This is a genomic window from Streptomyces sp. NPDC048192 (assembly GCF_043202415.1).
GTDB lineage: Bacteria > Actinomycetota > Actinomycetes > Streptomycetales > Streptomycetaceae > Streptomyces.
Window position 1 is genome coordinate 53,529 of the sequence record NZ_JBIDAL010000002.1, and the last position, 13,495, is coordinate 67,023.

At 73.8% G+C, this 13,495-nt stretch carries 13 protein-coding genes; 7 read left to right on the forward strand and 6 right to left on the reverse strand.

Annotated elements, in window-relative coordinates:
* Positions 1-98 precede the first annotated feature (98 nt).
* The 5 genes from ACGFZN_RS03065 (at position 99) to ACGFZN_RS03085 (ending at position 5,771) form a co-directional block, all read left to right on the forward strand.
* Positions 99-1,106, forward strand: coding sequence for a zinc-binding alcohol dehydrogenase family protein (locus ACGFZN_RS03065; protein WP_393857173.1), 1,008 nt, complete (start codon positions 99-101; stop codon positions 1,104-1,106).
* A gap of 251 nt (positions 1,107-1,357) precedes the next feature.
* Positions 1,358-2,800 carry a family 2B encapsulin nanocompartment shell protein gene (locus ACGFZN_RS03070; protein WP_393856722.1) on the forward strand — a complete coding sequence of 481 codons (1,443 nt, stop codon included), beginning with the start codon at positions 1,358-1,360 and terminating at the stop codon, positions 2,798-2,800.
* Entirely contained in the window at positions 2,797-3,867 is a 1,071-nt protein-coding gene (locus ACGFZN_RS03075) for a family 2 encapsulin nanocompartment cargo protein terpene cyclase (RefSeq protein ID WP_393856723.1), read from the forward strand. Before ACGFZN_RS03070 ends, ACGFZN_RS03075 begins: the two co-directional genes overlap by 4 nt.
* A 46-nt stretch (positions 3,868-3,913) precedes the next feature.
* Entirely contained in the window at positions 3,914-4,792 is an 879-nt protein-coding gene (locus ACGFZN_RS03080; RefSeq protein ID WP_393856724.1) for a geranyl diphosphate 2-C-methyltransferase, read from the forward strand.
* A gap of 103 nt (positions 4,793-4,895) precedes the next feature.
* Positions 4,896-5,771: an aminoglycoside phosphotransferase family protein gene (locus ACGFZN_RS03085; RefSeq protein WP_393857174.1), complete on the forward strand. Its 876-nt coding sequence runs from the start codon at positions 4,896-4,898 to the stop codon at positions 5,769-5,771.
* Positions 5,772-5,808: 37 nt separating this feature from the next.
* Here the strand turns inward: ACGFZN_RS03085 and ACGFZN_RS03090 are convergent, their stop codons facing one another.
* A complete protein-coding gene (locus ACGFZN_RS03090; protein WP_393856725.1) occupies positions 5,809-6,291 on the reverse strand; it encodes a VOC family protein in 483 nt (160 codons plus the stop codon).
* 106 nt (positions 6,292-6,397) lie between these two features.
* The gene (locus tag ACGFZN_RS03095; protein WP_393856726.1) at positions 6,398-6,796 is read right to left on the reverse strand and encodes a helix-turn-helix domain-containing protein; all 399 of its coding nucleotides are present in this window, start codon (positions 6,794-6,796) and stop codon (positions 6,398-6,400) included.
* Positions 6,797-7,067: 271 nt separating this feature from the next.
* On the opposite strand from ACGFZN_RS03095, the gene ACGFZN_RS03100 reads away from it, so the two are divergent.
* The gene (locus ACGFZN_RS03100; protein ID WP_393857175.1) at positions 7,068-7,955 is read left to right on the forward strand and encodes an RNA polymerase sigma factor SigF; all 888 of its coding nucleotides are present in this window, start codon (positions 7,068-7,070) and stop codon (positions 7,953-7,955) included.
* A gap of 128 nt (positions 7,956-8,083) precedes the next feature.
* Here the strand turns inward: ACGFZN_RS03100 and ACGFZN_RS03105 are convergent, their stop codons facing one another.
* A complete protein-coding gene (locus tag ACGFZN_RS03105; protein WP_393856727.1) occupies positions 8,084-8,536 on the reverse strand; it encodes an ATP-binding protein in 453 nt (150 codons plus the stop codon).
* Positions 8,537-8,651: 115 nt separating this feature from the next.
* Positions 8,652-10,007, reverse strand: a complete 1,356-nt coding sequence (locus ACGFZN_RS03110; RefSeq protein WP_393856728.1) for a DUF6777 domain-containing protein — start codon at positions 10,005-10,007, stop codon at positions 8,652-8,654.
* Between the two features lie 196 nt (positions 10,008-10,203).
* Between ACGFZN_RS03110 and ACGFZN_RS03115 the strand changes: the two genes are divergently transcribed.
* Positions 10,204-11,472: a streptophobe family protein gene (locus ACGFZN_RS03115; RefSeq protein WP_393856729.1), complete on the forward strand. Its 1,269-nt coding sequence runs from the start codon at positions 10,204-10,206 to the stop codon at positions 11,470-11,472.
* Between the two features lie 370 nt (positions 11,473-11,842).
* Here the strand turns inward: ACGFZN_RS03115 and ACGFZN_RS03120 are convergent, their stop codons facing one another.
* Together ACGFZN_RS03120 and ACGFZN_RS03125 are read right to left on the reverse strand one after the other, a co-directional pair.
* Positions 11,843-12,910 (reverse strand): protein kinase, encoded by a 1,068-nt coding sequence (locus ACGFZN_RS03120; protein WP_393856730.1) that lies wholly within the window; start codon positions 12,908-12,910, stop codon positions 11,843-11,845.
* Complete coding sequence (locus tag ACGFZN_RS03125; protein WP_393856731.1) at positions 12,910-13,464, reverse strand: hypothetical protein; 555 nt, start codon at positions 13,462-13,464, stop codon at positions 12,910-12,912. The genes ACGFZN_RS03120 and ACGFZN_RS03125 overlap by 1 nt, the downstream gene beginning before the upstream one ends.
* Between the last annotated feature and the right edge of the window lie 31 nt (positions 13,465-13,495).

The window sequence follows — 13,495 nt, forward strand, 5'->3', positions numbered from 1 at the left end:
GAAGCTCACGCTAGCCATCCCGCCGCCCGCCCGCGCGCCGAACCGGGCAGCCGCCGGACACTGGGAGGGGAGGCGACGACGCGATGGAAACGGACGCCATGCGGGCGTGGTCGGTGGTGCAGCCGGGACCGGTCGAGGAGCGGCCCCTGCGGCTGCTGGAGCGGCCGGTGCCGGCGCCCGGCGCGGACGAGCTGCTGGTGCGGGTGCGGGCCTGCGGGGTGTGCCGGACCGATCTGCACGTCGCCGAGGGCGACCTGCCGGTGCACCGGGCCGGGGTCACGCCCGGCCACGAGGCGGTCGGCGAGGTCGTGGCCGCCGGGACCGCGGTGCGGGGCTTCACGGCGGGCGACCGGGTGGGCGTGGCCTGGCTGCGGCGCACCTGCGGGGTGTGCGCGTACTGCGCGCGGGGCGCCGAGAACCTCTGTCCGCGCTCGGAGTACACCGGCTGGGACGCCGACGGCGGGTACGCGCAGTACACCACCGTGCCGGCCGCCTTCGCCCACCGTCTGCCCGAGGCCCTGGACGACGTGGCGGCGGCGCCGCTGCTGTGCGCGGGGATCATCGGCTACCGGGCGCTGCGCCGTACGGCGCTGCCCCCGGGCGGCCGGCTCGGGCTGTACGGCTTCGGCGGCAGCGCCCATCTGTGCGCGCAGGTGGCGCTCGCCGAGGGCGCCCGGGTGCATGTGGTCACCCGGGGCGCTGCGGCCCGGCGGCTGGCCCTGGAGCTGGGCGCCGCCTCGGCGCACGACCTGGCCGAGCCGCCGCCGGAGCCGCTGGACGGCGCGATCCTGTTCGCCCCGGCCGGCGGCCTGGTGCCGGTGGCGTTGCGCGCCCTGGACCGGGGCGGGGTGCTCGCCCTGGCCGGCATCCACCTGACCGACGTGCCCGCGCTGCACTACGAGACCGAGCTGTTCTACGAGAAGGAGCTGCGCAGCGTCACCTCCAACACCCGGGCGGACGCAAGGGAGTTCCTGGCGCTCGCGGCCCGGCACGGAGTCCGCGCGACCACGCACCCCTATCCGCTGTCGCGGGCCCCGCAGGCGCTCGCCGACCTCAAGGCCGGCCGGTTCGACGGAGCGGCCGTCCTGGTCGGCGACCCGGCCTGAGCCCCCGGGGCGCACCACGCCGGCGCGCGGGAACGCGTGCGGGCGGCGCAGTACACCGGCGCGGCGGCACACGGTTCGCCGCTGATGCACCGGTTCACGGGTTTACGCACCCAAGCGGAATGATCCGCCCCCTTCGCGCTGTATCGGGCGCCCCACGAGAGCTGTTTGGCTTGGCCCGGGTGCAGGACCACCAGGATCACCACCCCTCGATCCTGCCACCCCTGTTCGCACGCAGCTCCGCTGGAGGGAATGTGACCACTCCGGACACCGCCGCCGGTTCCGACGTCGACGAGCCCGCTCCCGAGCCCGCGGCCGACGGGCAGCTCACCAGCCTGAGCACTCGGGCGGCGCGCCAGCTCACCACGACCCACAAGTCCGAACCGCAGATGCAGGCCATCACCTCGCGATGGCTGCTGAAGACCCTGCCGTGGGTGGACGTCAAGGGCGGCGCCTACCGGGTCAACCGCCGTCTGACGCTGCGCACGGGGCGGGGCCGGGTGCACTTCGAGCAGAACGGCGCCGACGACATCCGGGTCGTCCCGGAGACGCTCTGCGAACTGCCGGTCCTGCGCGGCTACCCCGACACGGACGTGCTGCGGGAGATCGCCGGCCGCTTCCAGCCGCGGGAGGTGCGCGCCGGGCAGGTGCTGTTCGAGGCCGGCCAGCCGGTCACCGAGGCCTACCTGGTCGTGCACGGCCGGTTCACCCGCTACACCACCGGCAAGTACGGCGACGAGGAGATCATCGGGGTCGTCACGGACGGCGACCAGATGGGCGACGAGGCGGTGGGCCACTCCGATCCGCTGTGGCTGGCCTCGGTGCGGGCCGAGACCGCCGGCGTGGTGCTCGCGCTGCCCTGGGCGGTGGTGCGGGAGTTCACCGAGCGGGTGCCGTCCCTCGCCGCGCACCTGCAGGCCTATGTCGAGCGGCAGCGGCGGCCGATGAACCGCAAGGGCGAGGCGGAGGTGCCGGTGCAGGCCGGCCACGTCGGCGAGCCGACCCTGCCGGGCGGGTTCGTCGACTACGAACTCGCCCCTCGCGAATACGAGTTGTCCCTGACCCAGACCGTGCTGCGGGTGCATACCCGGGTCGCCGACCTCTACAACCACCCGATGGACCAGACCCAGCAGCAGCTCAGGCTCACGGTCGAGGAGATCCGCGAGCGCCAGGAGTGGGAGCTGGTCAACAACCGCGAGTTCGGGCTGCTGCACAACGTCGACTACGGGCAGCGGATCAGCACCTTCACCGGACCGCCGGCGCCGGACGACATGGACGAGCTGCTGTCCATGCGGCGCAAGACCAAGGTGTTCCTCGCCCATCCCAAGGCGATCGCGGCGTTCTTCCGGCAGTGCAACCGGCGCGGCCTGGTGCCCGGCACCGCGAGCGTCGACGGCCACGAGGTGCCGGCGTGGCGCGGGGTGCCGATCCTCCCGTGCAGCAAGATCCCGATCAGCGACGACCACACCACGAGCATCATCGCGCTGCGCACCGGCGAGGCCGACCAGGGCGTGATCGGCCTCTACCAGACCGGCATCCCCGAGGAGTTCCAGCCGGGACTGAACGTCCGGTTCATGGGCATCGACTCCGCCGCGATCATCAGCTACCTCGTCACCGCCTACTACTCGCTGGCCATCCTGGTGCCCGACGCGGCCGGAATCCTGGAGAACGTACAGATCGGGCGGTTGCCCGAATGACGGCCGCGAACCCGCCGGGCACGGCCCCCGTGCCGTACACGCTGCCCGGACCGCCCGACATCGCCGCGCGCCTGCGCAGACCCCGGCGCACCGGCGCCGTCCCCGGACTGCACCACCGGCCGGCCGTCCCCGCCGACCCGGCGAAGGCCGCCGAGGTGGACCGCCGGCTGGAGACCTGGGCCCGCGGCCTCGACCTGTTCCCGGAGGCCTGGAAGGGGGACTTCTCCGGCTTCCAGTTCGGCCGGGCCGTCGTCCTGCAACACCCGGGGGCGCTCGACCTGGACCGGCTGACGGCCGCCGGGAAGCTGCTGCTCGCCGAGAACATCGTCGACTCCTGCTACTGCGAGGAGGACGAGGGCCGGGGCGGGGCGCGCCGCGGGCTCGGCGGCCGGCTGGTCATGGCCCAGTCGGCGCTCGACCCCTACCACGGCGTCCCGGAGCTGGAGGAGGAGTGGCGCCAGGGCGTGCGGGCCGACGGGCCGCTGCGGTCGTACCACTTCGCCCTGGAGGACTTCGCGGGCTTCGCCACGCCCAGCCAGACCGACCGGTTCGTGCACGACATCGCACGGCTGCACCTGGGCTACCTCGCGGAGGCGGCCTGGGCGGAGACGCGGTACATGCCCCGGGTCTGGGAGTACCTGGTGATGCGGCAGTTCAACAACTTCCGGCCCTGTCTGTCCATCGTGGACGCCGTGGACGGCTACGAGCTGCCCGAGCAGATCTACGCCCGGCCCGAGATCCAGCGGATCACCGCGCTCGCCTGCAACGCCACCACGATCGTCAACGACCTGTACTCCTTCACCAAGGAGCTGGCCAGTGACCCCACGCACCTCAATCTGCCGCAGGTCGTCGCCGCCCACGAGCGGCGCGGTCTGAAGGCCGCCTATCTGAAGTCCGTCGAGATCCACAACCGGATCATGGCGGCCTTCGAGGAGGAGTCGGCCCTGCTGTCGGCGACCTCGCCGCTGGTGGAGCGCTATGCCCGGGGGCTCGCCGCCTGGGTGTCCGGCAACCACGAGTGGCACGCCACCAACACCCACCGCTACCACCTGCCCGACTACTGGTGACCGCCGCCTTCCGGAACACCGTCACATGCGCCACGAGGAGCCACCTTTGACCTCCGCCCCCGTCGCCCGGACCATGCCCGTCCCGGTCCCGGCCCAGTCCGTCTACCAGAACCGGGTCGCGGACTACTGGAACGCCGAGGAGAACCCGGTCAACCTGGAACTCGGCAAGATCGACGACCTGTACCACCACCACTACGGCATCGGTGCCGCCGACCGGTCGGTGCTGGACGAGCCCGATCCGCGGGCGCGCCGCGACCGCATCACCGCCGAACTGCACCGCCTGGAGCACGCCCAGGCCGAGTTGCTCGCCTCGCATCTCGGGCCGCTCTCCCCCGCCGACCGGGTCTTCGACGCCGGCTGCGGCCGGGGCGGCGGCAGCGTGGTGGCGCATCTGCTCTACGGCTGCCACGCCGACGGCGTCACCATCTCGGCCAAGCAGGCCGCCTTCGCCAACGAGCAGGCCCGCGCCCGGGGCATCGACGACAAGGTGCGCTACCACCACCGCAACATGCTCGACACCGGCCTGGAGACCGGCGCGTACGCGGCGTCCTGGAACAACGAGTCCACCATGTACGTCGAGCTGGACCTGCTGTTCGCCGAGCACGCCCGGCTGCTGCGCCGCGGCGGACGCTACGTGGTGATCACCGGCTGCTACAACGACACCTACGGGCAGGCCTCGCGGGAGGTGTCGCTGATCAACGCGCACTACATCTGCGACATCCACCCGCGCTCGGAGTACTTCAAGGCCATGGCGCGCAACCGCCTGGTGCCGGTCCACGTCGAGGACCTGACCGAGGCGACCATCCCCTACTGGGAGCTGCGCCGGGAGGCCGAGCACCTGGTCACCGGCATCGAGGACACGTTCCTGGACGCCTACCGCAACGGCAGCTTCCAGTACCTGCTGATCGCGGCCGACCGGGTCTGAGCGCGGACCCGCGGGAAAACGCGTCGACAGGGAGGGGGCCGAGGCGCTGTCATGGGCCGCGATGACTGCCTCCGACAGCCGGACTCCGCCGGCGCCGCCGAAGATGCACGCGGACGAGATCCACCTCGGCACTCCGCTGGTCCGGCGCCTGATCGCCCGCCGGTACCCGCAGTGGGCCGCCCTGCCGGTCCGCCGGCTCGCGTCCTCCGGGACGGAGAACGCCATGTTCCGGCTGGGCGCCGACCTGCTGGTACGGCTGCCCCGGCGGCCCGGCGCCGTGCCGGACCTGCGGCTGGAGCAGCGCTGGCTGCCGCGGCTCGGGCCGCTGCTGCCGGTCGCCGTGCCCGAGCCGGTGGGCCCCGGCGAACCGGACGAGGACTACCCGTGGCCCTGGTCCGTCTACCGGTGGCTTCCGGGAAGCAACCCGGCTGCCGGCGCCGTGCGGGACCCCGAGCGGCTGGCCGAGGACCTCGGGGCCTTCGTGCGGGCGCTGCGCCGCGCCGATCCGCGGGGCGCGCCGGCCGGCTATCGGGTCGGCGCCCTGCGCGACCGGGACGCGCCGACCCGGGCCGCCCTCGCCGAACTGGGCGGACGCGTCGACACCGGTGCGGTCACGGCGCTGTGGGAGGAGGCACTGCGCGCCCCGGCCCACACCGGGCCGCCGGTGTGGGCCCACGGCGACCTCTCGCCCGGGAACGTGCTGGTGGACGACGGCCGGCTGAGCGCGGTCATCGACTTCGGCTGTGCCGGGGCCGGCGACCCGGCCGTGGACCTGATCGTCGCCTGGAACCTGCTGCCCGCCCCGGCCCGGGACACCTTCCGCAGGGCCGCCGGCGCCGACGACGCGCAGTGGGCGCGGGGGCGGGGCTGGGCGCTGTCGATCGCGCTGATCCAGCTGCCGTACTACTGGGACACCAACCCGGCCCTGGCGGAGAACTCCCGGCATGTGATCGCCGAGATCCTCGCCGAGGCCGGGTGACGGGAGACCGGCGGCCGGCGGGGAGCGCCGGTGCCCGCTACTCCCCCGCGTACGCCCTGTTCAGCTCCGCGACGTCGAGCTTGCCCATGCCCATCATGGCCTTCATGGTGCGCGACGCCTTCTCCTGGTCCGGGTCGCCGATCATGTCGATCAGCCGGTCGTAGACGACCTGCCAGGAGAGGCCGTACTTGTCCTTGAGCCAGCCGCACGGGCCGGGCTCGCCGCCGTCCTCGGTGAGCTCGGTCCAGTAGTAGTCGATCTCGGCCTGGTCGGCGCAGAAGATCTGGAACGAGACGGCCTCGCTGAACGTGAACTGGGGGCCGCCGTTGAGCGCGACGAACTTCTGGCCGTTGGCCGTGAACTCCACGGCCATCACGGAGCCGGCCGGGCCGGGCCCGGACTCGTTGTAGCGGCCGACGCGGCCGATGGCGGAGTTCTTGAAGACGGAGACGTAGAACTCGGCGGCCTCCTCGGCCTGGCCGTCGAACCAGAGACATGTGGTGAAACCGTCGGCGGACATGGGGACCTCCTGGGCGAGGGAACGCGGTCATCCATGTAGACGGGTCCTCGCGGCGAAACTCATCGGCCGGGACGCCGAACCGCCCCGGCCACGAGGTCTGCGGGGCTCAGGCCGCCAGGCACAGGCCGTTGTACGGGCGGTGGGGTGCGGCCGCCGGGCGGCGCCGGGGAGCGGCCGTGCGGCGGGTCAGCTCGCCGTGGGCCAGGGACAGCAGTCCGCCGAGGCCCAGGCCTAGGGCGTCCGCGGCGGCCGCGAGCACCTCCGAGGAGGCCTCCTTGCGGCCGCGCTCGATCTCGGACAGATACGGCAGCGAGATCCGCGCCGCGTCGGCCACCTCCTTGAGGGTGCGCCCCTGCGCCCGGCGCTCGCGGCGCAGCACCCCGCCGACCAGGTCGCGCCACAGCGGCTCCTTGTCCGCCGCGGGCTCGGACCGGGGGGCCGAAGGACGGGCGGGCGCCGGTCGCAGGGGAATGACTCGGGCTTCGTCGCTCACCTGGTTGCTCATCCTGCCAGCGTAGGAACCGGTGGCCGTGGGGCAAGGGGCGGGCATTGCGCCCTGAGGGAAACCGCCCCGCCGGGCGGGCGCCGAACGTTTTCGGCCGCCGGGCGAAGCGGCATGCATGCCGTACGTGACCGGGGGTACCCGGGGGGTGAGCACACCGCGCGGTCAGGCATGCAACGCCGGGCCGGGGGTATGCGGGCACACGGCGAGCAGTACAACAGCAGAAGGCCGCTCAGGCGGCAGCCGCAGAACCGTGACTACCGTGGGAGAGGTAATGAACACCGCCGGGATCCGGTCGGAAGCAGAGGTCACCCAGAGGACCGAGCAGGACGGGACGGGCGAGGGGTCACTGCCTGGCATCGCGGACCCGGCATCCGTCGCACCGCGTGACGCGCGGGAGCTGTCCCGCCAGTTCTTCCAGCGGCTCACCGAGCTGGAGGAGGGCACGCACGAGTACCAGTACGCGCGCAACACCCTGATCGAGATGAACATGTCGCTCGTGCGGTTCGCCGCCGGGCGGTTCCGGGGCCGCGGCGACGACATGGAGGACATCGTCCAGACCGGCATGATCGGCCTGATCAAGGCCATCGACCGGTTCGAGCTGTCCCGCGAGGTGGAGTTCACCTCCTTCGCGCTGCCGTACATCGTCGGTGAGATCAAGCGGTTCTTCCGGGACACCACCTGGGCGGTGCACGTGCCGCGCCGGCTCCAGGAGCTGCGGGTGGAGCTGGCCAAGGCACGCGAGGAGCTGTCCAGCCGGCTGGACCGGGACCCGACGGTGGCCGAGCTGGCGACCCTCATGAACATCACCGAGGACGAGGTGATCGAGGCCCAGATCGCCTCGAACGGCTACAACTCGGCCTCCCTCGACGCGGCGCTCACCGGCGACGGACCGGAGGACGGCGAGGCGGTGCTCGCCGACTTCATCGGCGTGGAGGAGGAAGGGCTGCGGCTCGTCGAGGACTTCCACGCGCTCGCCCCGCTAATGGCCGAACTCGGCGAACGGGACCGGCAGATCATCCACATGCGGTTCGTGGAGGAGGCCACCCAGGCGGAGATCGGGCAACGGCTCGGCTGCTCCCAGATGCATGTGTCCCGGCTGATCAAGCGGATCATCACCCGGCTGCGCGAGGGGATGCTCGGCGAACTCGGCTGCGCCTGACACCGGTCCGGCCCCTGCCGGGGCGAGGACCGTTTTCGACGGGGCGCCCCAGCGGACGGTTCCGCGGGGCGCCTCAGCGGTTCAGCCGGAGGCCCGGAGGCGGGGCGGTTCAGCTGGAGGGCGGGGCCTCAGCGGTTCAGCCGGAAGCGGGCGCGGATCCGCTTGCCCACCGGGACGCGCTCCGCGGTGACCTCGGAGGCGAGGGCGTGCACGATCTCCAGGCCGTGCCGCCCGATGCGTTCGGGGTTCTTGGGGAAGCGGCGGGGAAGGGCCGAGCTGCTGTCGTAGACGGACACCGTGACCTCGCTGTCCGTCCCCTCCAGTTCCAGGATGTACGGACCGTTGCTGTGCCGGTCGGCGTTGGTGACGAGTTCGCTCACGAGCAGGAGCAGCTCCCCGCCGGCGCGGCGGTCGGCGTCCGCGCACCATTCGGTGCGCAACTGCTCGAGGAAGCGGGCGGCGAAGTCGCGCGCCTCGGCAATGCATCCGGGTTCGCCCGTGTAGTGCGCGGCGCGGCGCAGCGGTTCCACGGGAACGTCGAAACCCTTCGGTATCACATCCCCGCCCAGGTGTTTGCTCATGCTGTCTCTCTCGGAAAGCCGGATCCGGCCGGTCGCGTGGTGCACCTGTCCTCGTACCCCGAGCCGGGCCCGGCAGTCCCCCGAGGCGTTCGCCCACCGCGCACAGTGGCGAGGCTCACGCCGTCCGGCCCCCACCGGGGGTGGTCGTCGCCGGTTCGCCGGGCGTCCCGCTGGTCACCGGGGCCGGGGCAGAGCTTACCGAGGAGGGCGACGCGGCGGAGGACGTCTGCGACGACGCCGGCTTGGACTCCGCGGACGTCGACGCCGAGGGCGACGGGGCCGAGGACGCGGAAGAAACCGAGGAGGGGGACGGCGTCGGCTTCGTCGCCGGAGACTTCGACGCCGGGGACGAGGCCGGGGAGGACGGCGCCGGTGAACCCGAGGGACCCGACGACGGCGAGGAGTGGGACGGCGACGGCGACGACGGGGAGGGCTTGGACGCCGACGGGGACGACGACGCCGACGGGCTCGGCTTGCCGGACGGGGGCGGGCAGTGCTTCGTGCCCGGCGGGCACGACGGCGACGCGGCCCGGGGCGGGGCCGTCCAGGGGTGCCCGGCCTTCGGCGGCGGGGCGGGCCGGTCGTGGCGGCAGTCGTGGTCGCCGCGCCGGCGGTGGATCCAGTCGTCGTGGTGGGTGTCGTAGAGCACGAAGACGTCGACGGGCTTCGGTGCGGGGACGACCACCACCACGTTCGAGGGCCGGTACGCGGGCCAGCGCGCGCCCACCGGCTTCGGCGCGGTCTTCTGGGCGACCGGGGGGGTCAGCGGGTTGCCGCAGGCGCAGCGCACGCGCGGCACACCGTGGCCGTCCACCAGCACGGCGGTGCCCGCCTGGAGCACCGACTGGTAGGAGGTGGGGGCGCCGTCGCGGTAGCCGTGGTTGGTGACCCGGGTGTCGACGCGCAGTTGCACCGGCGTCAGCGAGCGCAGGTAGGCGGGCACGCCGGACGGCTGGACGCCGGCCACGGAGGCGAAGGCCTTCTCCTTGGCCGGGTCGGACTGGAAGAACCTGACCTGCTTCCCGACATCGCAGGCGGGCGTGCTCCTGGTGCCGCCGTACAGGCCGGGCGCCCCGCCGTCCACGCCCTGCACCGCGTTGGCCGGGCCGGAGGGCGCGGCGGAGGCCGAGGGCGGCGGCGGCGCGGAACTCTGCCGTGCCGTCGATTCCGTGAACGGGTCCTCGCCGCTGCTGTCCGCGGACTGCAGGAAGACCTCGCCGCCCTTGGCGGAGGAGCCGCCGCCCGGACGGGTGAAGACCACCGCCAGGACCACGGCGGCCACGACCACGGCGGTGATGCCTGCGACGCGCGGTACCGACTTCCACCACGGCACGTGCGGCCCCCCGGCTCCGCCCGGCCCGGAGGGCGGCGGTCCCGCGGGCGGTGGCCCGGAGGGCGGCCGGGAGGAGCCCGCCAGCGGGCCGGAGGGCGGCCCGGTCGGGCGGCCGGAAGACGGAGGTTCGGCGCTCACGAGCACTTCTTCCCGTCGCGATCGTCGCGATACGCGGTGCGACACGCGGCTTGCTCAGTCAAAACCTTTTGGGTGCATTTGCTGGCATTCGGCTGCACGTTGATCCCATTGTGTGTCCCGGCATGGGGGCCGCAAGCCGACGCGGACGGCCCCCCTCGGCGGGCGGGCCGCCCGGTGGGTGCCTAGCGTGTCCCTCGTGAGCGTTCCGACCGTCTCCGCGCGGCCCGCCGCCCGTCACGGCTGGGCGCAGGCCCTGGCCGCGGTGCTGTCCGGGCTGGCCGCCATGGCGCTGGCGGCGGCGCTCGGACTGTGGGCGGCGGGGGCGACCGGCCTGCCGGACGCCGCCTTCCCGCGCGTGGTGGCCGCGACCCTGGTCACGTCGGTCGGCGGCAGTGTGGACCTGGCGGGCAACGCGGGCGTGCTGGCGCAGACGCGGGCCGGGCTGACCGTGATCCCGTTGTCGGTCACCCTGGTCGGCGCCCTGGTGATCGGCGCGGGCTTCCTGCGTCCGCTGCGGCACCGGGCGGTGGCGTCGGCCCGGGAACTGGCCGGCTGGGCCGCCCGGATCGCGGTGCTGTGGCTGCTCGCGCTGATCGGGCTGGCCCTCGGCGCCCGGCAGACCTTCGCCGTCGACGTGGGCAACGGCACCCTCAGCGATCTCACCGGGCTGTTCGACTCGGCGCCCCGTGTCGGGTTCACCACGGACGTGCCGCTGACGGTGCTGTTCGGCCTGCTGTGGCTGGCCGGGGTGCTGCTGCTGGCGCTGCTGGTGGCGCGCGGGGCGCCACTGCCGGGGCGGCTGCTGCGCTGCCAGGAGTCGGTGCGTCCGGCGGCGCACGCGACGGTGGTCCTGCTGCTCGCCTATGTCGTCGTCGCCCTCGTCGCCGCGCTGGTCACGGCGGCGACCCGCGGGCACGCCCCGGCGACCTTCGCCGTGATCCTGCTGGGGCTGCCCAATCTGGCCTGGCTGGCCCTCACCATCGGCCTGGGCGCCACCTGGAACGGCCGGGTGGACGGCCCGTTCGGTCTGCCGATGCCGCACGTCCTGGACGTGCTTCTGCGCACACCGGACGTCTCCGAACTGAATCTGCGCTCGCTCACCGCGTACGACGGCCGCTGGTGGTGGCTGATCGCCGTGGACGCGATCCTGCTGCTGGCCGTGGCCTTCCGGATGGCGGCCCGCTCACCGGCCCGCATCCGGCTGTGGCAGCACGCCGTCCATCTGGCGGTGGCGCTGGCGCTGGCGGTCCTGATGATCTGCCTGACCGGCCGAGTCTCGGCCCACTACGGCCTCTCCCTGCTCGGCATCGGGGACCTCGGCGGCGGCCTGTCCGGCGAGCTGTTCCTCAGACCCCGGCTGTGGCAGGCGGTGGGCCTGGGCGCCCTGTGGGGACTGGCCGCCGGCTTCCTGGGCGGCCTGCTGGCCAAGGGGGTACGCAGGCTCGGCGAGGTGGACGGCCCTTAGCCGAGGCGAACCGGTCCCAGGCGGGGCGGGCGGGCGACGGGCGTGGCGGGCCGGGGCCCAGACGAGCGGGGCGAGTCCTGACCGGGGCGGACCCGTTTCAGGCGAGGCCGACGAGTCCTGGGCGCGGTGACTGGTGTCAGGCGAGGAAAACGAGCCTTGCGCGAGACGGACCGGTCCCGGGCGGGGCGGGCCGGTGCCAGGCGAGCGGGGCGTCCTGACCGGGGCGACCCGTTTCACGCGAGGCCGACGAGTCCTGGGCGCGGTGACTGGTGTCAGGCGAGGAAAACGAGCCTTGCGCGAGACGGACCGGTGCCGAGCATGGCGGGCGGGGCATGGGCGAGGCGGGTGGCGCTTGTGCGCGTGGGTGGCGTCAGGTGGGGAACACCGGCCCGGCCCAGTGCGGTGGGCCCGGGGCCCCGGTCGGCACCGCGGCAGGTTCTGTGCGGCCGGACGTCGGACGGTCCGGACGACGCGGGCCTGCCGTCGCGCGGTCCGGCGATGGCCCGGCCCCCGGCTGGTCCGGTGCCGGTGCGGCCACCGCGTGGTCCGTCTGTGTGCCGGGCGCCTGTGCCGGGTGCGACGCGGCCGGGCGGGTGGTGTCCGTGACGGACCGCAGGGCGGTGACGAAGTCGAGGCACGTGGGGTAGCGGGCGTCGGGGCTCTTGGCGAGGGCCTTGGCGAAGACCGCGTCGGCCCCGGCGGGGAGACCGGGGCGCGCCCGGCTCGGCGGGGTCGGCTCGTCGTACTGGTGCGCCCAGAGCAGGGCCATGTCGTCGTCGCGCAGGAACGGGGGGCGGCCGGCGATGCTCTCGTACACGACGCAGGCCAGGCTGTAGACGTCGCACCGGCCGTCGACCGGGCGCCCGGAGATCTGCTCGGGGGCCACGTAGTCGAGGGTGCCCACGAACTGGCCCACGCTCGTGAACCCGGTCAGCGACAGCGACTTCTTGGTGAGCCCGAAGTCGGTGAGGTACACGTGCTCGGGGTGGTCGCTGTCGATGCCCTGGGCGATCAGGATGTTGCCGGGCTTGACGTCCCGGTGCACCAGCCCGTGGTCGTGGGCGGCGTCGAGGGCGGAGGCCACCTGCGCGGCGATCCGCACCGCGTCCGGCAGGGGCAGCGGTCCGCGCAGGTCGAGCAGGCGGCGCAGATCGCTTCCGGCGACGTACCGCATGGCGATGTAGAGGACCCCGTCCGTCTCGCCCGCCTCGAAGACCGGCACGATGTGCGGGTGGTCGATGGCGGCGGCCACCTGGGACTCGTGGGTGAACCGCTTGCGGAAGGTGTCGTTGCGGGCGAGTTCGGGGGCGAGCAGTTTCAGGGCGACCGTGCGCTCCAGCCGCAGGTCGCGGGCGCGGTAGACGACGGCCATGCCGCCGCGCCCGATCTCGCTCTCGATGAGGTAGCCCGCGATCCGCCGGCCGGCACCCGGCGCCATCACAGCTCGCCCTCGGGCGCGACCACCCGGGTCGGGGCGTGCCCGGCGTCCTCCGCGCCGGTGACCCGCCGGTCGGTGGCGTAGGTGGTCAGCCGCCGTCCGTCGCCGTAGACCCAGCGGCCTTCCTCGGGGTCGTACAGCCACATCGACTCGCCGTCGACGACGAGGCCGATACGCAGGCCGGCGGTGCGGTCGGCGAAGTCCTCGCCGTCCAGGGCGCCGGCGGCCAGCCCCTCCACGGCGGACCGGTAGTCGGCCAGGGCCTGTCCGGCGCGGGCGAGCAGCGGGCGCGGGTCGGCGGCCGTGGCGGCCGGGCCGTCGGCGGTGGGCGGGTCGTCGGGTACGGCGACGAGGCGGCGGCCGTCGACCCAGGCGGCCCAGCCGTTGGAACAGCGGACGTGTCCCCAGTCGCCGCGCCGCTCCACGAGTTCGACGGGCAGCAGCGGGTCGAGGGGCACGGTGGGCCGGGCCGGGTCGGGGGCCTCCCAGGCGGGCATGCCGTGCCGCGGCACCACGTGCGTGGGCCGGAATCCGGGACCGGTCGCCTTGCTCATCGGGGCGCCTGCTTCCGCGTGGGGGTCATCG

Coding starts and splice junctions, on each gene's coding strand:
- ACGFZN_RS03075 (WP_393856723.1), top strand. CDS start 2,797: ATGACGGCCGCGAACCCGCCGGGCACGGCCCCCGTGCCGTACACGCTG.
- ACGFZN_RS03120 (WP_393856730.1), bottom strand. CDS start 12,910: ATGGCGCCGGGTGCCGGCCGGCGGATCGCGGGCTACCTCATCGAGAGC.
- ACGFZN_RS03125 (WP_393856731.1), bottom strand. CDS start 13,464: ATGAGCAAGGCGACCGGTCCCGGATTCCGGCCCACGCACGTGGTGCCG.
- ACGFZN_RS03100 (WP_393857175.1), top strand. CDS start 7,068: ATGAACACCGCCGGGATCCGGTCGGAAGCAGAGGTCACCCAGAGGACC.
- ACGFZN_RS03085 (WP_393857174.1), top strand. CDS start 4,896: ATGCACGCGGACGAGATCCACCTCGGCACTCCGCTGGTCCGGCGCCTG.
- ACGFZN_RS03090 (WP_393856725.1), bottom strand. CDS start 6,291: ATGTCCGCCGACGGTTTCACCACATGTCTCTGGTTCGACGGCCAGGCC.
- ACGFZN_RS03105 (WP_393856727.1), bottom strand. CDS start 8,536: ATGAGCAAACACCTGGGCGGGGATGTGATACCGAAGGGTTTCGACGTT.
- ACGFZN_RS03095 (WP_393856726.1), bottom strand. CDS start 6,796: ATGAGCAACCAGGTGAGCGACGAAGCCCGAGTCATTCCCCTGCGACCG.
- ACGFZN_RS03065 (WP_393857173.1), top strand. CDS start 99: ATGCGGGCGTGGTCGGTGGTGCAGCCGGGACCGGTCGAGGAGCGGCCC.